13 protein-coding genes are annotated in these 18,210 nt (G+C 67.3%); 8 read left to right on the top strand and 5 right to left on the bottom strand.

The window, feature by feature from the left end; all coding sequences use genetic code 11:
• Positions 1-402 precede the first annotated feature (402 nt).
• The gene (locus tag NJD74_RS19070; RefSeq protein WP_070474283.1) at positions 403-1,368 is read right to left on the bottom strand and encodes a LysR substrate-binding domain-containing protein; all 966 of its coding nucleotides are present in this window, start codon (positions 1,366-1,368) and stop codon (positions 403-405) included.
• Between the two features lie 108 nt (positions 1,369-1,476).
• Here NJD74_RS19070 and aceB point away from each other — a divergent pair, with 108 nt between their 5' ends.
• The 4 genes from aceB (at position 1,477) to NJD74_RS19050 (ending at position 8,244) form a co-directional block, all read left to right on the top strand.
• Positions 1,477-3,123: a malate synthase A gene (gene aceB, locus NJD74_RS19065; protein ID WP_319624785.1), complete on the top strand. Its 1,647-nt coding sequence runs from the start codon at positions 1,477-1,479 to the stop codon at positions 3,121-3,123.
• Positions 3,124-3,179: 56 nt separating this feature from the next.
• Entirely contained in the window at positions 3,180-4,472 is a 1,293-nt protein-coding gene (gene aceA, locus NJD74_RS19060) for an isocitrate lyase (RefSeq protein ID WP_319624784.1), read from the top strand.
• Positions 4,473-4,694: 222 nt separating this feature from the next.
• A complete protein-coding gene (locus NJD74_RS19055; protein WP_102788826.1) occupies positions 4,695-5,741 on the top strand; it encodes a GGDEF domain-containing protein in 1,047 nt (348 codons plus the stop codon).
• 13 nt (positions 5,742-5,754) lie between these two features.
• The gene (locus NJD74_RS19050; RefSeq protein WP_319624783.1) at positions 5,755-8,244 is read left to right on the top strand and encodes a putative peptide modification system cyclase; all 2,490 of its coding nucleotides are present in this window, start codon (positions 5,755-5,757) and stop codon (positions 8,242-8,244) included.
• 10 nt (positions 8,245-8,254) lie between these two features.
• On the opposite strand, the gene NJD74_RS19045 is transcribed toward NJD74_RS19050, so the two are convergent.
• Positions 8,255-8,563, bottom strand: a complete 309-nt coding sequence (locus NJD74_RS19045) for an NHLP-related RiPP peptide (protein WP_167390353.1) — start codon at positions 8,561-8,563, stop codon at positions 8,255-8,257.
• Between the two features lie 112 nt (positions 8,564-8,675).
• Here NJD74_RS19045 and NJD74_RS19040 point away from each other — a divergent pair, with 112 nt between their 5' ends.
• Positions 8,676-9,944, top strand: a complete 1,269-nt coding sequence (locus tag NJD74_RS19040) for a putative peptide maturation dehydrogenase (protein ID WP_319624782.1) — start codon at positions 8,676-8,678, stop codon at positions 9,942-9,944.
• Position 9,945: 1 nt separating this feature from the next.
• On the opposite strand, the gene NJD74_RS19035 is transcribed toward NJD74_RS19040, so the two are convergent.
• Genes NJD74_RS19035 through NJD74_RS19025 form a run of 3 tightly spaced genes read right to left on the bottom strand, consistent with a single transcriptional unit; the run spans position 9,946 to position 14,774 of the window.
• Positions 9,946-11,934 carry an acetyl/propionyl/methylcrotonyl-CoA carboxylase subunit alpha gene (locus NJD74_RS19035; protein WP_319624781.1) on the bottom strand — a complete coding sequence of 663 codons (1,989 nt, stop codon included), beginning with the start codon at positions 11,932-11,934 and terminating at the stop codon, positions 9,946-9,948.
• 55 nt (positions 11,935-11,989) lie between these two features.
• Positions 11,990-13,600 carry a carboxyl transferase domain-containing protein gene (locus NJD74_RS19030; RefSeq protein WP_070474306.1) on the bottom strand — a complete coding sequence of 537 codons (1,611 nt, stop codon included), beginning with the start codon at positions 13,598-13,600 and terminating at the stop codon, positions 11,990-11,992.
• A gap of 10 nt (positions 13,601-13,610) precedes the next feature.
• Positions 13,611-14,774 (bottom strand): isovaleryl-CoA dehydrogenase, encoded by a 1,164-nt coding sequence (locus NJD74_RS19025; protein WP_019184850.1) that lies wholly within the window; start codon positions 14,772-14,774, stop codon positions 13,611-13,613.
• A gap of 146 nt (positions 14,775-14,920) precedes the next feature.
• Between NJD74_RS19025 and NJD74_RS19020 the strand changes: the two genes are divergently transcribed.
• The 3 genes from NJD74_RS19020 to NJD74_RS19010 all read left to right on the top strand — a co-directional run bounded on the left by NJD74_RS19020 (position 14,921) and on the right by NJD74_RS19010 (position 17,699).
• Positions 14,921-15,526, top strand: a complete 606-nt coding sequence (locus NJD74_RS19020) for a TetR/AcrR family transcriptional regulator (RefSeq protein ID WP_319624780.1) — start codon at positions 14,921-14,923, stop codon at positions 15,524-15,526.
• A gap of 114 nt (positions 15,527-15,640) precedes the next feature.
• A complete protein-coding gene (locus NJD74_RS19015; RefSeq protein WP_019184848.1) occupies positions 15,641-16,159 on the top strand; it encodes a c-type cytochrome in 519 nt (172 codons plus the stop codon).
• Positions 16,160-16,253: 94 nt separating this feature from the next.
• A complete protein-coding gene (locus NJD74_RS19010) occupies positions 16,254-17,699 on the top strand; it encodes an ExeM/NucH family extracellular endonuclease (protein WP_319624779.1) in 1,446 nt (481 codons plus the stop codon).
• The last annotated feature ends 511 nt before the right edge of the window (positions 17,700-18,210 follow it).

Here is an 18,210-nt window from a genome sequence, read left to right as displayed (position 1 = left end):
GCTGTCGCGGAAATAGGCTGATCAATGTGTTCGCTGGGTAATTCAGAACGTGATATTTGGAGGCCGGTCCCGGTAGAGCGCTCGGCCTCGCCTTAGAGGGTCCACGCCGCCTGGGGAATCCACTTTGTCCCAATGCACATGCCATCGTCCTGTAGGCGTGGATGGCATGCCTGATTCCTGGGATGACGCTTGTCGTCTTAAAGGAATAAAAATTGCGCACTGGCATCGAAATGTTAGGTGTGCCCTGTCCCAGAGGTCCAAGGCGCTAAGAAGTCATGGGATTGCCGTGCTGAGGCGTGAGCGAAATGCACGTGATAGCCATTGAGCGCTCAATGAGCGAGTTATGGCACTGGTTCAGGAATTAGGGGCCTTTGCACTCTGCTTGGGACATCCACAATCGCCTCAGCGCTCCGAATGCCCACTCTCGTCATAGCTGCGCGGACTGAACAGGTCCGGCTGGATCAGCTCGATGAACGCCCGCGCCTGCGGTGACAGAAACCGCCCGCGGCGCACGATCACGCCATAACTCCGCTCCGGGAACCACGCACTCATCGAGCGCGTCACCAGCTTCTCGCGATCAGCATCGTGGAGGCAGAGCGCCGGCACGATCGAGATGCCCATGCCCATCGCCACGTACTGCTTGATCACTTCCCAGCCGCCCACCTCCAGCGCCACGGTGTAGGGCAGCCGATGCCGCTGGAACACCTGGTCCACCAGCCGGTAGGTGATCTGGCGCTTGGGCGGCAGCACCAGCGGGTACTGCGAGATCGCCTCCAGGCTCAGTTCGCCGTGCGCCAGCGGGTGCTCGGGCGGGGCGATCAGCACCTGCTCGAAGCGGTAGGCCGGGGCGTAGCTGAGGTCGGCCGGCACGTCGGTCATCGAGCCCACCGCCAGGTCCGCCGCATCGCTGCGCAGCAGATCGGTGCCGTCGGCGCTGATCGCGTTGTGCAGGGTCAGGCGGACATCCGGGTGGCGCTGGCGGAAGCGCTCCACGATGCGCGGCAGCAGGTACAGGATGGTCGAGCTGTTGGCCGCGATGTTGAGTTCTCCGGCGTCCAGCCCTTTGACCTTGTCACGGAAGCTGGCCTCCAGCCCGTCCAGGTTCTCCACCAGCGGCAGCGCCATCTCATACAGCAGCTGGCCTTCACGGCTGGGCACCAGGCGGCGGCCGCTGCGCTCGAACAGATTGACCCCGAGTTCGCGCTCCAGGGCCTGCAACTGCTGGCTGATGGCCGGCTGGCTGACGAACAAAGCCTCAGCTGCCCGTGAGACTGAGCCCAGGCGGACCGTCTGGCAGAACGCCCGCAGCGGCTTGAGCCGGTCGGATTTATAGGAAAACCGGGGGCTTGGCGTGCGCGGCGTGGTCATGGCGTCATGAGTATAAGCACACCTTATGTAAGCCATTGCAATAACTGCTTTGTCAAATATCGGCGCGGCGGCGCACGGTGGAGCTCAACCGCACCGCAGGAGCCCGCCATGTCCGCCGTCGCTTACGCCACCGCCCAGCCCACCCCCGCCGATGCACCGGCCACCCCCGGCATTGCCCTGACCACCCAGCTGGCCGGCCAGTCCGCGCTGCTGCCAGCGGGGGTACTGGCGCTGCTGGTGTCGCTGCACCGGGCGGTGGAGCCGGAGCGTCAGCGCCGGCTGCAGGCACGCGTGGCCCGCCAGGCCTTCTTCGATGGCGGCGGCCTGCCGGACTTCCGAGCCGATACCGCCGAGATCCGCGCCAGCGACTGGCACGTCGCCCCGCTGCCGGAGGCGCTGCAGGACCGCCGGGTGGAGATCACCGGCCCGACCGACCCGAAGATGGTCATCAACGCGCTGAACTCCGGCGCCAAGGTGTTCATGGCCGACTTCGAGGATTCCACCGCCCCGGCCTGGCGCAACCTGCTGGCCGGCCAGCAGGCGCTGATCGGTGCGGTGCGTGGCGATCTGACCCACACCGGCCCGTCCGTCGATGGGAAGCCGGGCAAGCAGTACACGCTGCGTCCGTTCAACGAGCAGGCCGTGCTGATCGTGCGTCCGCGTGGCTGGCACCTGGATGAGAAGCACGTGCGCATCGATGGCCAGCCGATCGCCGGTGGCCTGTTCGATGCGGCGGTGTTCGCCTTCCACAATGCCCGCACCCTGATGTGCAAGCAGCGTGGGCCGTACTTCTACCTGCCCAAGCTGCAGAGCATGGAAGAGGCGGCGCTGTGGGAGACCGCCCTGTCGCACATCGAGGGCATGCTCGGCCTGCCGCACGGCCAGATCAAGGTCACGGTGCTGATCGAAACGCTGCCGGCGGTGTTCGAGATGGACGAGATCCTGCATGCGCTGCGCGACCGCATCGTCGGCCTGAACTGTGGCCGCTGGGATTACATTTTTTCCTACATCAAGACCTTCCGCCGCCACGCCGACAAAGTGCTGCCCGAGCGCGGCCAGGTGACGATGACCCAGCCGTTCCTGAAGGCGTACTCCGAGCTGCTGATCCGCACCTGCCATCGCCGTGGCGCGCATGCGATGGGTGGCATGGCCGCGCAGATTCCGATCAACCATGACGCGGCCGCCAACGAGCAGGCGATGGCGCGGGTGCGGGCGGACAAGCTGCGCGAAGTCACCGCCGGCCATGACGGCACCTGGGTCGCGCACCCCGCGCTGATCCCGGTCGCGCAGGCGATCTTCGACGAACACATGCCCGGACCGAACCAGCACCGCGTGCTGCGCAACGATGTGCAGGTGGGCCGCGATGACCTGATCGCCGCGCCCACCGGCACCATCACCCGCGCCGGTTTCGAGGGCAACGTCGAGGTCTGTGTGCGCTACCTGGCCGCCTGGCTGGACGGCAACGGCTGCGTGCCGATCCACCACCTGATGGAAGACGCGGCCACCGCCGAGATCAGCCGCAGCCAGCTGTGGCAGTGGCTGCATACCGCCGGCCAGCACCTGGACGACGGCACCGCCATCGACCTGGCCCTGCTCGACGCCACCTTGGCCCAGCTGCCGGCGCGGCTGGGCGATACCGCCGCGCTGCCCGGCAGCGCCCGCATCCCCGAGTCCATCGCGCTGCTGGCCGCGCTCAGCCGCCGCGATGAGCTCACCGACTTCCTGACCCTGCCCGCCTACGACCGTCTCGACTGAGCGCCATCCATCCATCCACCTGCCGTAACCGCATTCGTTCCCTTTGGAGATTCGACATGAGCACCCTGCAGACCGCCGAACAGATCCAGCACGCTTGGAACACCGACCCGCGCTGGGCCGGGATCACCCGCAACTACACCGCCGCCGACGTGGTGCGTCTGCGTGGCACCGTGCACGTGGAGCACTCGCTGGCGCGGCTGGGCGCGGAGAAGCTGTGGACGTACCTGCAGGAAAAGGACTTCGTCAACGCGCTGGGCGCGCTGACCGGCAACCAGGCCATGCAGCAGGTCAAGGCCGGCCTGAATGCGATCTACCTGTCCGGCTGGCAGGTCGCCGCCGATGCCAACCTGGCCGGCCAGATGTACCCGGACCAGTCGCTGTACCCGGCCGATTCGGTGCCGGCGGTGGTCAAACGCATCAACAACACCCTGCTGCGCGCCGATCAGCTGCACCATGCCGAAGGCAAGGATGACATCGACTTCCTGCAGCCGATCGTGGCCGATGCCGAAGCCGGTTTCGGCGGCGTGCTCAACGCCTTCGAGCTGATGAAGGCGATGATCGAAGCCGGCGCGGCCGGCGTGCACTTCGAGGACCAGCTGGCCTCGGTGAAGAAGTGCGGGCACATGGGCGGCAAGGTGCTGGTGCCCACCCGCGAGGCCATCGAGAAGCTCAACGCCGCGCGCCTGGCCGCCGACGTGATGGGCGTGCCCACCCTGCTGGTCGCGCGTACCGATGCCGAAGCCGCCGACCTGCTGACCAGCGACGTGGATGGCAACGACCAGCCGTTCACCACCGGCGAGCGGACCGTGGAAGGCTTCTACAAGACCCGCAACGGCCTGGACCAGGCCATCAGCCGCGGCCTGGCGTACGCCCCCTACGCCGACCTGATCTGGTGCGAGACCGGCAAGCCGGACCTGGAGTTCGCCCGCAAGTTCGCCGAGGCCATCCACGCGAAATTCCCGGGCAAGCTGCTGGCCTACAACTGCTCGCCCAGCTTCAACTGGAAGAAGAACCTGGACGACGCCACCATCGCGACCTTCCAGAAGGAGATCGCCAAATATGGCTACAAGTTCCAGTTCATCACCCTGGCCGGCTTCCACGCCCTGAACTACTCGATGTTCAACCTGGCCCACGGCTACGCCCGCCGCCAGATGAGCGCCTTCGTGGAGCTGCAGGAAGCCGAGTTCACCGCCGCCGACCGCGGCTTCACGGCGGTCAAGCACCAGCGCGAGGTCGGCACCGGCTACTTCGACGCGGTGACCCAGGCGATCCAGCAGGGCCAGTCCTCGACCACCGCCCTGAGCGGGTCCACCGAGGAGGAGCAGTTCAACGCCGAACGCGCGGCCTGACCCGGCAAGGGCGGCCAGGGTAGGCCCACAGGGCGGCCGGTCGGGGATCGGCCGCCCTGCGTCGTCTCGGGACCCGCCTCTTCACATCGTCACACGCGGTAGAACACGCGTGTTTTCAAGATCTTGGGGGGTAAAAGTCGGAAATGGGATAGGGCGCACAGTTTTGAGGAGTGCTATCCTCCATCGCTCACCAGGGGGACGCTGAAAAGCGGGTGTTCGGAAATGACCGGCAAGGGTGCGGCGGCGATCATGTGCGAACAGGAACCAGACATCGACCGCAAGGCGATGGCTGAGATCGTGCACGCCATCCTGAGCAACGGCGAGTCCGCATTGTTCTCCGAATTCGGCCGGCAACGCAAGCTGCCCTCAGGCACCCATCTGTTCCATCGCGGCCACGCCGGCAACACGATGTATGTGATCGTCAGCGGCTGCATCGAACTGGACTTCGGCGAAGACCTCGTCGTGAAGTCACTCGGTCCCAATGAATTCTTCGGCGAGCTGGGCCTGCTGATCGGCGACCACCAGCGCACGGCCGGCGCGCGTGCGGTCCAGGACAGCATCGTGCTGGAACTGGACCACGACGATTTCCAGCGTCTGGTCGACCGCGACCCTGGCCTGCTGGCCTACTTCCTGCGCCGCACGATCATGCGGGTGGTGAGCAACGAGCAGGTGCTGATCCGCCAGCTGCGCCGCCGCAACCACGATCTCGAAACCGCGCTGGACAACCTCTACGTCACCACCCACCAGCTCACCCACACCCGCGAGCTGGTGCGCACCGACGAGCTGACCGGCCTGCACAACCGGCGTGGCCTCGCGCTCTACCTGCAGGACTGCCGTGCGCAGGAAAACAGCGCGCCGCAGGGCCTGCTGCTGATCGACTGCGACCAGTTCAAGCAGGTCAACGATGTGCACGGCCACCAGGCCGGCGACCGCGTGCTGCAGAGCGTGGCCAACATCCTGCGCTCGGTGGCCACCGAGCCGGACGTGGCCTGCCGGCTGGGCGGCGACGAATTCTGCCTGCTGCTGCGCAGCGCCGACCAGGACAGCCTGCAGCACGCCGCCGAGTTCATTCTCAGCGCGGTGCATGGCCTGATCGACCGTGCGCATGGCGTGCCGCATGTGTGCCCGGTCAGCATCGGGGTCTGTCTGATCGACCCGCAGACCGACTGGAGCGAGTGGTACGCCCGCGCCGACAATGCGCTGTACCAGGCCAAACGGCTGGGCGGCAACCGATTGCACTGGTCGCGATCAGCGACCGCCACACCCTGATCGGGAGATCGGCATGAACGGCGACAACGGAACGTCGACCCAGGCCCCGCAGATGCGGGCGCTGCTGTTCACCGATCTGTGCGACTCGCTGATCCTGGTGGAGCGGATTGGCGATGCGGCCGCGGCCGAGCTGTTCCAGGCGCATGACCGGCTGGTGCTGGTGTTGCAGCAACAGTGGAATGGTCGCCTGATCGATCGTTCCGATGGCCTGCTGCTGTTGTTCGAGCGCGCCATCGATGGTCTCGGCTTTGCGCTGGATTACCAGCGCGGCCTGCAGGAGATCGGCAAGCAACGCAACATCGTGCTGCGCGCACGCGCGGGCCTGCACGTCGGCGAAGTGCTGACCTGGGAAAACAGCCCCGAGGCGATCAAGGTTGGGGCCAAATCGCTGGAGGTCGAGGGCCTGGCCAAGCCGATGGCCGCGCGCCTGATGGCCCTTGCCCGGCCCGGGCAGATCCTGCTCTCGGCCGTGGCCGAATCGCTGACCCATCGCGCGGTGGGCGAGCTGGGGGAGCGTGGCGAGCGACTGGTGTGGAAATCGCACGGCGGCTGGCGGTTCAAGGGCATGCCCGGTCGCCAGGACATCCATGAAGTGGGCGAACCGGAGTTTGCGCCGCTGCGTGCCCCACGCGGCAGCCCCAAGGCCCGCCGTGCCGTGCCGCTGTGGCGCCGGCCGATGACACTGCTGGCCGAGGTGGCGCTGGTGGCAGGCATGGTCTTCGGCACCTGGGCCTTTCTACGCCCGACGCCGGCCATTGCCTTCGGCGAACGGGATTGGGTGGTACTGGGCAACCTCCATAACCTGACCGGCAATGCACTGCTGGACGACAGTCTTCAACAGGCGTTCCGCATTTCTCTGGAGCAGTCGCGTTACGTCAATGTGCTCAGCGACATGAAGGTGCAGGAAACGCTGGAGCGGATGCGTCGCGAAGGTGGAGCGCTGGACCGCGACGCGGCGATCGAGGTCGCGCTGCGTGAGGGTGCCAGAGCCGTGATCGTACCCACCGTGGCCGAAGTGCATGGGCGGCTGCGTGTTTCACTGGAACTGATCGATCCCAACACCGGCAATACGGCGTGGTCCGACCATGCCGATGGCCGCGGCATGGAATCCCTGCTGGGATCCACCGATGACGTCGTGGCTCAGATGCGCGTGGAGCTCGGCGAGGCCATGCATGACATCTCGCGGGACTCGATGCCGCTGCCCAAGGTGGCGACGGCCAGCCTGGATGCGCTGCATGCCTACGCGATGGGCGTCAAAGCATACGGCGATGGACGCTATGACGACGCGCAGCGGTTTTTCGGGCAGGCGGTGCGTTTCGATCCGGACTTCGCGTTCGCCTACCTGGCACAGCTGCGCATCCAGTGGGGCCGGGGCAATCCCGAAGGGGCCCGACAATCGCTGGCCGCGGCAAAACGCGCCGCCGGTCGCTTGTCAGGCCGGGATCGGCTGTACATGGACGCCTGGGATGCCGATCTCAACGGCGCCGGAACACTCGCCACGGCCGAAAAGTGGAAGCTCTTGGGCGATCTCTATCCCGATTACCACGGCGCCCATGCCAACTACGCCTGGTCCATGCTGAGCGTGGGGCGATATAGCGAGTCCGAGCAGGCTGCACGCAAGGCCGCTGTCGCACAGAACCCGTTGCAGGCCATGGCGTTGCAGGCGCTCGGTCGCGCCGAGCTGGCGCAGAATCACGCCGATGCGGCACTGCGCAGCTATCGTCAATCCGCACGGATCGGTCAATGGTCAGTGAACCGCCACATGGTCGCCGCGCTCGCCGCTCATGGCGACCTGGTGGGCGCCCAGCGCATGCTTGCCGCCGCTCGGAAGGATGATCTTGCCATGCACCTGGAGGGCACCGCCGTCGCGCTGGACGCAGGCGAGCCGGCGGCGGCACTGCGGGCCAATGCAGGTGCGCTGCGCCACTGTGGTGACAATGCGCGGATCTGCGGAATGTTCCAGGCGCAGTCGCTTTCGCTGGCCAGCATTGCCGTGCGAAAGGCCGGCGCACACGAATATGAGCAGCTTATCGCCACCATGATCGCGCAGGCGGCCGATCCTGCGGCAGGCGAGCGGGGAGAGTGGCTGTACATGGCCGCTGCCTCGGCCTATCTCGCGCAACGCGCCGAGCTCTATGACGTGGCACGTCGCCAGTTGCCGCATCTGCAGCGACTTGCCAAGGCACTGGATGACCCGCGTGGAACGCAGATGGTGGCGGTGCTGGTGGCCAACCAGGATCGCGTGGATGGCCGGGCTGCGCAATCGGTGCAGCGCTTGCGCGCGCTCATCGACGGCAGCGAGTTGTTCCAGGTCCACGTCGCCCTGCAGGACAGCCTGGTGGCCGCCGGGGACCAGGTGGCTGCCGCCGCCGAGCAACGCTGGCTGGCGACACAACGCGGCAGGGCCTACGCGGAGAACGCCGGTTCCTATCTCCTGCAGGCGCTGAATGTCCATGACAGCCGGGCCGCACAACGACGCCTGGACGCGACGTCGCTGCAGTAACCGCCAGACCTCAGGGCTGCGGCTTGCGCTGCAGTTGTGAGTCGATGTCACCGCTGACGAAACAGTGCGGAAAGCTGAACGAGCTGGTGGCGGTCAGGTGGGCGAGCAGGCGCGTACGAGCGGCCAGGAATTCTTCCTTGCTGGCCAGCGGACCGCCTGATTCGCAGTCGCACGATGCCGCGCCCGCCTCGGCGCTGATGGTCGCCAGCGCGGCGGCGGGATCGGCCTGGAACAGGGTACGGAACGTATCGTCGCTGCTGAGCAGATCCAGCAGCTGTACGGCATCGTTGGAGGAAAGCGGCGGAGAAGTGCTGGTCATGTGGGATGTCTCGGAGATAGCGGAGGGAAGGAGGGGGCGTACGCGCAGGCCGGGGTGTGACGTTACAGCCGCGATCGATAGCGGCCGGCGCGTGAAGCGCTTGAGTCGCCCGATGATCATCGGCCTTCATCTTTGGCGATCCCGGCCGACACACTGGAACACGCGATGCTTCCCTTTCTGGCTGCCCATGCACGATACCCTCCACCTGCGCCGATGCCGCACCCTCTACCTCGAGCCCCGACAGCAGACCTCCTTCGATCTGCGCGCGCTGGTATCCGGTGGTACGGGCATGACCCTGCGCAGTGTCTGGACGGCGCTGGCACCGCACCTGCCGGCGCCGGTCGAGCTCACTGAGTCACAGGTGCTGCTGCTGGGACGTCTCGACCCGGAGCGATGGGAGCCACGGCCCGCCGGGGAAGATGACAGCGATCTGCGCTACCTGCTGGCGCATGGGCTGGTCCAGGCACAGGGCGCAGATCGCGACGCGTTGGCTGAACGTGAAGCGCAGCTGCGGCAGGTGCCGTGGTGGGGACCTGCCGCGATGCTCCATTGGCAGGGCCGCTGGCAGGGCCAGGACAGCGTGAAAGCCCTGGAATCGGCGGGACTGCACACCGCGGCGGGGCTGCGTGCACACCTTGGGCCGCCACCGCCCGCGTTGGCTCCCCACGCAGGAGAACCTCGCCACCTGCCACGCCAGCCCGAGGAGGCGTTCGACCGCAGCCTGCGCGAGCGCAGCACCTGCCGCAACTTCGATACGGCGCAGCCACTGCCGCTGGCCGAGCTGTCACGACTGCTGCAGCGCACCCTGGCTGAAACTGGACGGCAGGTGGTCGAAGAAGACGCGGTGTTTCTCAAAAAGAACGTACCGTCCGCCGGGGGCCTGCATCCCACCGAAGCGTATCTGCTGGTGCAGCATGTCGAGGGTCTCCAGGCGGGTCTGTATCACTACGATCCTGCCTCGCACGGCGTGTCCGCCCTGCCTTCCGATGCGCGGTCCATGGCAGAGCTGGCGGCGTTGTTCACCGCAGGCCAGCACTGGTTTGCCGATGCGCCGGTGCTGATCGTGCTGGCCCCCCGGTTCGCGCGCACCTACTGGAAGTACCGCCACCATCCCAAGGCCTACCGCGCGGTGATCCTGGATGTTGGCCACATCTCGCAGCTGCTGCTGACCTGCGCGACCGAACAGGGCCTGGGGGCCTTTGTTACGGCCGCGATCAACGAACAGGATATCGAGCAGGTGCTCGGCATGGATCCCATGCAGCTCAGCCCGCTCGCCGTGTGTGGCGTAGGCTGGCGCGCACAGCAGATGTCGACCTCTGAGTTCGACCCCGGCGGCCAGGTGTGGACGCCGGTACTCACTGCCGAGCCGCCAACCGGGTGACTCACCCCGCCTCGAAATCCACCAGCACCGCCCCATCGCCCACCTGGTCTCCGGCTTTCACCCGGTAGCCCTGCACGGTGCCATCGGCCGGCGCCTGCAGCGTGTGCTCCATCTTCATCGCTTCCAGCACCAGCAGCGGCGCGCCGCGTTTGACCGCCGTGCCCGGTGCCACCAGCGTGGCCACGATACGACCCGGCATCGGCGCGACCAGGCTGCCGGCATCGGCAACGGACTGGTCCGCTTCGCTGACCGGATCATGCAGGGTGAAGCGCTGCACGCCTTCGCTGCCGAACAGGTACAGCTCGTTGCCGTCGCGGATAACGGTGGCGCGGTGCAGCTGCTCGCCGATCTGTACGCGCAGTGCATCACCGGCCAGGCGGCCGCTGCCCTGCAGCGCGTTGCCGTCCATGTGGACGGTCCACTGTTCGCCCGCTCCCGCGCCCTGCACGGTGACGCTGCGCTGCGCGCCCCGGTGCTCCAGCGTCAGCGCGCGTGCGGCGGGGGCGCCGAGGCGCCAGCCATCCTGGGCCTGCCACGGCGAGTGCGGGTCACGCGCATCACGGCTGGCAGCCTCGCTGGTGGCCACGCCGGCGATCGCGGCGAGCGCCCAGAGTGCCGGACCGCTGTCGTTGTCGTTGGGGGTGAGGGCGGCCTGCTCGCGCTCGATCAGCGCGGTGTCCAGCTTGGCTTGGGTAAACGAATCGGTCATCACCAGCCGGCGCAGGAAGGCGGCATTGGTGGTCACGCCAACCACTTCGCACTCGGCCAGCGCCTGCTGCATGCGGCGCAGCGCGGCATCGCGGTCGACATCCCAGACGATCAGCTTGGCGATCATCGGGTCGTAGAACGGGGTGATCGCATCGCCCTGTTCGACACCGGCGTCCACGCGCACGTGTGCGGTGTGGGCCGGCAGGCGCAGGTGGCGCAGGGTGCCGGTGGACGGCAGGAAACCGCGGTCGGCGTCTTCGGCGTACAGGCGGGCTTCCAGTGCGTGCCCGCGGATCTGCAGCTGATCCTGCTGCAGCGGCAGCGGCTCACCGCTGGCCACGCGCAGCTGCCACTCGACCAGGTCGGTGCCGGTGATGCACTCGGTGACCGGGTGCTCCACCTGCAGGCGGGTGTTCATTTCCATGAAGTAGAAATCGCCATCGGGGCCGGCGATGAACTCCACCGTGCCCGCGCCGACGTAGTTGACCGCGCGCGCGGCATCGACGGCGGCCTTGCCCATCGCGGCGCGGCGCTCGGGCGTCATGCCGGGGGCAGGCGCTTCTTCGAGCACCTTCTGATGGCGGCGCTGCACCGAGCAGTCGCGCTCGAACAGGTACACCACGTTGCCGTGGCTGTCGCCGAACACCTGGATCTCGATGTGGCGCGGGCGCTCGACATACTTCTCCACCAGCACGTGTGCGTTGCCGAACGCCGACTGCGCCTCACGCTGGCAGCTGGCCAGCGCCTCGGTGAAGGTCGCGCTGTCGTCCACGCGGCGCATGCCCTTGCCACCGCCGCCGGCGCTGGCCTTGATCAACACCGGGTAGCCGATGCTGTCGGCCTGCTTGCGCAGGAACTCGGGGATCTGCTCGTCGCCGTGGTAGCCCGGGGTCAGCGGCACGCCGGCCTGCTGCATCAGCGCCTTGGCCGCGCTCTTGTCGCCCATCGCGCGGATCGCCGCGGCGGAAGGGCCGATGAAGACGATGCCCGCCTCGGCGCAGGCCTGCGCGAAGCCGGCGTTCTCCGAGAGGAAGCCGTAGCCGGGATGGATCGCCTGCGCGCCGGTGCGGCGGGCGGCGGCCAGGATGGCGTCGCCGCGCAGGTAGCTCTCGCGCGCCGGTGCCGGGCCGATCGCAATGGCCTCGTCGGCCAGGCGCACGTGGCGCGCGTTGCGGTCGGCGTCGGAATACACCGCCACGGTGGCGATGCCCAGGCGCTGGCAGGTAGCGATGACGCGGCAGGCGATTTCGCCACGGTTGGCGATCAGGATCTTGGTGAACATGGTGGTCTCGTTGCGCGGGCCAGGGGCGGCGGTGCCAGGCGGCACCGCCCGTGCATTACATGCGGAACACGCCGAAGTCGGTCTTCTTCGCCGGGGCGTTGAGGCTGGCCGACAGCGCCAGGCCCAGCACACGACGGGTGTCGGCCGGATCGATCACGCCGTCATCCCAGAGCCGGGCGCTGGCGTAGTAGGGGTGGCCCTGCGATTCGAACTGCTCGCGGATCGGCGACTTGAAGCCGTCCTCTTCCTCGGCCGACCACTGCCCGCCCTTGGCTTCGATGCCATCGCGCTTGACCGTGGCCAGCACGCTGGCGGCCTGCTCGCCGCCCATCACGCCGATGCGTGCGTTCGGCCACATCCACAGGAAGTTGGGCGAGTAGGCGCGGCCGCACATGCCGTAGTTGCCGGCGCCGAACGAGCCGCCGATCACCACGGTGAACTTGGGCACCTTGGCGCAGGCCACGGCCATCACCAGCTTGGCCCCGTCCTTGGCGATGCCGCCGTGCTCGTACTTGCGGCCGACCATGAAGCCGGTGATGTTCTGCAGGAACACCAGCGGAATGCCGCGCTGCGTGCACAGTTCGATGAAGTGCGCGCCCTTCAGCGCGGACTCGGAGAACAGGATGCCGTTGTTGGCGATGATGCCCACCGGGTAGCCGTGCAGATGCGCAAAGCCGGTGACCAGAGTGTTGCCGTAGCGCGGCTTGAACTCATCGAAGCGCGAATCGTCGACCAGGCGCAGGATCACTTCGCGCACGTCGTACGGCTTGCGCGTATCGGCCGGAATCACGCCGTACAGCTCGTGGGCCGGATGCCGCGGTTCAACCGGAGCCTGCACCGCCAGCGCCGGCTCGGGCTTGCGCCAGTTGAGCTGGGCGATGATCGCGCGGACCCGGGCCAATGCCTGCAGGTCGTTGTCGGCCATGTGGTCGGCCACGCCGGAAATGCGTGTGTGCACATCGGCACCGCCCAGTTCTTCGGCGGTGACCACTTCACCGGTAGCCGCTTTCACCAGCGGCGGGCCGCCGAGGAAGATGGTGCCCTGCTCGCGCACGATCACCGTTTCATCGCTCATCGCCGGCACGTAGGCGCCACCGGCGGTGCAGCTGCCCATCACGCAGGCGATCTGCGGAATGCCCTGCGCGGACAGGTTGGCCTGGTTGTAGAAGATCCGGCCGAAATGGTCGCGGTCCGGGAACACCTCGTCCTGCAGCGGCAGGAATGCGCCACCCGAATCCACCAGGTAGATGCAGGGCAGGCGGTTCTGCTCGGCCACCTCCTGCGCGCGAAGGTGCTTCTTGACCGTCATCGGGTAGTAGGTGCCACCTTTGACGGTGGCATCGTTGGCCACGATCACGCACTCCACGCCCGAGACCCGGCCGATACCGGCAACCACGCCGGCACTGGGGATCGGATCGCCATACATGCCGTGCGCGGCCAGCGGGGCGATTTCCAGGAAGGCGCTGCCCGGGTCGAGCAGGGCATCGATGCGGTCACGCACCAGCAGCTTGCCGCGTGCGGTGTGCTTGGCGCGTGCCGCTTCGCTGCCGCCCAGCGCGGTCTGCGCCAGGGTGGCGCGCAGGTCGTCGACCACCGCCTGCAACGCGGCGCGGTTGGCCTCGAAGGTGTCGCTGCCCGGTTGCAGCTGGGTGCTCAATACGGTCATGGCAGGGCCCTTACTTGGTGCGCTGGAACAATTCGCGGCCGATCAGCATGCGGCGGATCTCCGAGGTGCCGGCGCCGATTTCATACAGCTTGGCATCGCGCCACAGCCGTCCGGTCGGGTACTCGTTGATGTAGCCGTTGCCGCCCAGGATCTGGATCGCCTGGCCGGTCAGCCAGGTGGCCTTCTCGGCCGAATACAGGATGGCGCCGGCCGCGTCCTGGCGCGTGGTGCGGCCCTGGTCGCAGGCGCGGGCCACCGCGTAGACATAGGCGCGGCAGGCGTTGAGGCCCACGTACATGTCTGCCAGCTTGGCCTGGATCAGCTGGAAGGTGCCGATCGCCTCGCCGAACTGCTTGCGCTCGTGCACGTACGGCATCACCACGTCCATGGCCGCAGCCATCAGTCCGAGCGGGCCACCGGACAGCACCACGCGCTCATAGTCCAGGCCGGACATCAGCACCTTGACGCCACCGCCGACCACGCCAAGCACGTTGGCTTCGGGCACTTCGCAATCCTCGAACACCAGCTCGCAGGTGTTGGAGCCGCGCATGCCCAGCTTGTCCAGCTTCTGTGCGGTGGAGAAGCCCTTCATGCCCTTCTCGATCAGGAACGCGGTGATGCCCTTGGCACCCGCATCCGGATCGGTCTTGGCGTAGACCACCAGCACATCGGCATCCGGGCCGTTGGTGATCCACATCTTGTTGCCGTTGAGCACGTAGTGATCGCCACGCTTGTCCGCGCGCAGCTTCATCGAGACCACGTCCGAGCCGGCGCCCGGCTCGCTCATCGCCAGCGCGCCGACCAGCTCGCCGCTGCACAGGCCGGGCAGGTAGCGCTGCTTCTGGTCTTCGTTGCCGTTCTTGCGCAGCTGGTTCACGCACAGGTTGGAGTGCGCCCCGTAGGACAGCGCGATGCCACCGGAGGCACGCGAGATCTCTTCCATCGCCACCACGTGCGCGAGGTAGCCCATGCCGCTGCCGCCGTATTCCTCTTCCACGGTCAGGCCGAGCAGGCCCTGCTCGCCGAGCTTGCGCCACAGCGCATTGGGGAACAGATTCTCTTCGTCGGCCTTGGCCGCCAGCGGGGCGATTTCAGCGGAGGCAAAATGGGCCACGCTCTGGCGCAGCAGGTCGATCTCTTCGCCGAGATCGAAGTTCATGGTCGGGACGTGCATGGGCGACTCCGCAACAACAAGGGATGGGACGCGCCGGGAGGGATGGACGGGCTGACGGGGCCGTCCCGCGGGCGATGTACCCCCAGCGTAGCCGGGTTCGACAAAGAAGTGAACACAAATTCAAAAATTGAACATAGAATCAACAAATGGCCTATAAACGCTCCGCCCTGATGGAAGAACGCCTTGCCGGCGCCCGTGAACGCATCCTGCTGGCGACCCGTGTGCTGGTGGCGGCCGGCGGCTACCGCAACGCCCCGGTGACCGCGGTGGCGGCCGAAGCCGGGGTCTCCACCGGCCTGATCTACCGGCACTTCCCCTCCAAGGCCGAACTGTTCGTGGAGGTGCTCACCGCCGCCGTCGAGCACGAGCTGCGCATCTTCGAGGCGATCGCGGCCGAGCCGCTGCCCGCGCCGGAGCGCCTGCGCCGGGCGATCACCGCCTTCGTGCGCCGCGCGCTGGCCGGGCCCGGGCTGGCCTATGCCTTCATCGCCGAGCCGGTCGATCCGGAAGTGGAAGCCGAGCGCATCCGCTGCCGCCGTCTGTTCGGCGACGTGTTCCGGCGCATCGTGGCCGATGGCGTGGAAGCAGGCACCTTCCCGCCGCAGGACACCCATGTGGCCGCAGCCTGCATCGTGGGCGCGTTCACCGAGGCGCTGGTCGGCCCGACCGCACTCAGCCGCGACGCGCACGGCGATGAAGATGCGCTGGTCGAGTCGATCTGCATTTTCTGCCTGCGTGCTGCCGGCGCCTGAGTCGCGCCGATGCTGCATTGCGACACCGGCGGGTCGCTTGCGCAGCGCCGCCGACGCTGGTCATACTCGGCCGACAAGCCGTGGTCCAACGACTACCAGCCAGGGGTATAGAGAGTGCGGAATTACGACCTCGAGTTCCTGAAACGCTTCTCCATGGTCATCGCGCTGCTGATGGCCATCACACTTGGCCTGATCATCTTCGCGGCCTACCTGCACACCAGCATTCCCCCTGAAGTCTCGCCGATGGCGGCCAAGCGCACCGAGCAGCGCATCGCGCCGGCCGGTGCGGTCTACGCCGGCAGCACCGGTGCCGCCGCGCAGGCTGCCGCCCATGCCGCCGCGCTGGTCAAAGCCGCCTCGCAGGTCGCCTACGGTGGCACCACCGACGGCAAGGTGATCTTCGACAACCTCTGCACCGCCTGCCATACCAATGGCGTCGGCAATGCGCCGACCCTGGACCACAGCCATTGGGATGCGCGCATCGCCCAGGGCAAGGACACGCTCTACAAGCACGCGGTGGAGGGCTACACCGGCCCGGACGGTGGCATCATGCCGCCCAAGGGCGGTAATCCGGCGCTGACCGAAGAGCAGATCCATGCCACGGTCGATTGGATGCTGGCCAACCTGAAATAACGGCTTTGCCGGATCAGGCCACCGACGCCGCCGAAGGGCGGCGTTTCACTTTATATGGTTAGCCTTGTCGCACTTCCCTGGAGTCCTGCTTCCGATGCGCCGTACCCCCCTCGTGTTCGCTCTCGCGCTGGCGTTGTCCGGCGCGGTCCATGCCGCCCAGCCGCAGCCCGCTACCTCGCCGCAGGTGCGCCCGGCGCCGACCACGTCGGCCACGGTCACCCTGACCGCGCCGCCCACCGACTGGCGCACGCTGGATGGCCAGCAGGTCCGCATCGCCGCGCCGCTGACCCTGGCCGGCACCGATGGCCTGTCGCGCTTTGGTGAGTTGACCGTGGCCTTCGGTGGTCGCCTGTGGCAGCCGAGCGAAGTGGCCGCGCCCGGCACCGCGGGGCACGCGCAGGTGGTGGCCGACAACCTGCATCGCCGGCTGGTGCTCGACGATGGCAGCGACGCCCGCGACCCCGGCCTGGTGGCCTACCTGCCGGCGGCGGCGAACCTGCGCACCGGCATGGTCCTGCGCAATGTGGAAGGCGTCGTCCGTATCGATCCCAAGGGCAACACGCGTCTGCAGGTGACCCGCCCGCTGAGCCTGCCGGCGCTCGAGCGCCCGGCAGTCCCGGTGGTGGCTGGCGCCCTGCACGTGGCCGCGTTCAATCTGGAGAACTTCTTCAATGGCGACGGCCAGGGCGGTGGTTACCCGACCCTGCGTGGTGCGCGCACCCTGGCCGAACACCAGGCGCAGAAAGCCAAGCTGGTCGCCACCATCAACGCCCTGGGTGCCGATGTCGCCGCGCTGATGGAACTGGAGAACGATGGCTACGGCCCGCAGTCGGCGATTGCCCAGCTCGTCGATGCGCTCAATGCGGACCGGGGCCAGGGTGCCGACTGGCGTTTCATCAACGCGAAGCAGGGCCCCGGTGACAACCCGATCCGGGTCGGCATCATCTACCGCGCCACGCGCGTGACCCCGGTCGGCGCCCCCGCCGTGCTGGAGAAGGAGCCCTTCGGCGAACGCAGCCGCGTGCCGCTGGCGCAGGCCTTCCGTGCGGGCAAGGGCGCACCGTTCGTGGTCGTGGCCAATCATTTCAAATCCAAGGGTTGCTCGGAAGCGACCGGCGCCGATGCCGATCAGAAGGACGGCCAGGCCTGCTGGAATGCCACCCGGATCGCCTCGGCCACGCTGCTGGACCAGTGGCTGGCGACCGACCCGACCGGTGCCGGCACCCGCGATGCGGTGCTGCTGGGCGACTTCAACGCCTACGCCATGGAAGATCCGATCCGCACCCTGCACGCCGCCGGCTGGCGCGATGCGTTCGCCGTGGCGAAGGTCGAACGGCCTTACAGCTACGTCTACAACGGGATGACCGGCCGGTTGGACCATGCGCTGTTGAGCCCGGGCATGGCCAAGCGCCTGCGCGCGGCGGCCGAGTGGCACATCAATGCCGATGAAGCCGACGATGTCGGCTACCGCGACCGCAACGAAGCGGGCCCGTGGCGCAGCTCGGACCATGATCCGCTGCTGCTGGGGTTTGATCGCTGATCCTGCATCGTCACTTCATCGCCAGTAGTAGCGTTCGATCCGGAAGGTGGCGCGGCACCCGTTGTCGACCCAAAGGTCGCTGTGGTCCTGGCCCCAGTCGCGGCCGAACTCGCACGGCGAGCGCGAATCCCGACTGATCAGGTGCACCGTGTCTTTTGCCGAAATCTGTACGTTGCAGCGTTGGAAACGGTGGTCACTACTGTGGCAGCTCACCACCTCTGAATCCGGTCGGTCGCCCCCAACGGGATACGCGGGGGGATAGGTCGGGTAATTGGATGGTGGCGGGTAGGCCGGTGCGGTGAAATCAGGGAATCCCCCCAGGCTCGCACAGCCGCCCAAGGCCAGGCATGCCAGTGATGTCAGGAGTCGCGCAGAGGATGGTCGTGTCACAGGAGGCTTCCTGGCCAGTGGAGACCCGCGAGTCTATGTAGTGGGGTCCACGATCTGGCAGGTGCGAATGTGATCTCCGTCGGCGTATCAATCGAAACATCGCGTCGCGACTGCGCGGTTT

Origin of the sequence: Stenotrophomonas sp. RG-453 (assembly GCF_033843685.1) — a bacterium.
Classification (GTDB): domain Bacteria; phylum Pseudomonadota; class Gammaproteobacteria; order Xanthomonadales; family Xanthomonadaceae; genus Stenotrophomonas; species Stenotrophomonas bentonitica_A.
This window is presented reverse-complemented; position numbering and strand designations above follow the sequence as displayed.

Coding starts and splice junctions, on each gene's coding strand:
- NJD74_RS19070 (WP_070474283.1), bottom strand. CDS start 1,368: ATGACCACGCCGCGCACGCCAAGCCCCCGGTTTTCCTATAAATCCGAC.
- aceB (WP_319624785.1), top strand. CDS start 1,477: ATGTCCGCCGTCGCTTACGCCACCGCCCAGCCCACCCCCGCCGATGCA.
- aceA (WP_319624784.1), top strand. CDS start 3,180: ATGAGCACCCTGCAGACCGCCGAACAGATCCAGCACGCTTGGAACACC.
- NJD74_RS19055 (WP_102788826.1), top strand. CDS start 4,695: ATGACCGGCAAGGGTGCGGCGGCGATCATGTGCGAACAGGAACCAGAC.
- NJD74_RS19050 (WP_319624783.1), top strand. CDS start 5,755: ATGAACGGCGACAACGGAACGTCGACCCAGGCCCCGCAGATGCGGGCG.
- NJD74_RS19045 (WP_167390353.1), bottom strand. CDS start 8,563: ATGACCAGCACTTCTCCGCCGCTTTCCTCCAACGATGCCGTACAGCTG.
- NJD74_RS19040 (WP_319624782.1), top strand. CDS start 8,676: ATGATCATCGGCCTTCATCTTTGGCGATCCCGGCCGACACACTGGAAC.
- NJD74_RS19035 (WP_319624781.1), bottom strand. CDS start 11,934: ATGTTCACCAAGATCCTGATCGCCAACCGTGGCGAAATCGCCTGCCGC.
- NJD74_RS19030 (WP_070474306.1), bottom strand. CDS start 13,600: ATGACCGTATTGAGCACCCAGCTGCAACCGGGCAGCGACACCTTCGAG.
- NJD74_RS19025 (WP_019184850.1), bottom strand. CDS start 14,774: ATGCACGTCCCGACCATGAACTTCGATCTCGGCGAAGAGATCGACCTG.
- NJD74_RS19020 (WP_319624780.1), top strand. CDS start 14,921: ATGGCCTATAAACGCTCCGCCCTGATGGAAGAACGCCTTGCCGGCGCC.
- NJD74_RS19010 (WP_319624779.1), top strand. CDS start 16,254: ATGCGCCGTACCCCCCTCGTGTTCGCTCTCGCGCTGGCGTTGTCCGGC.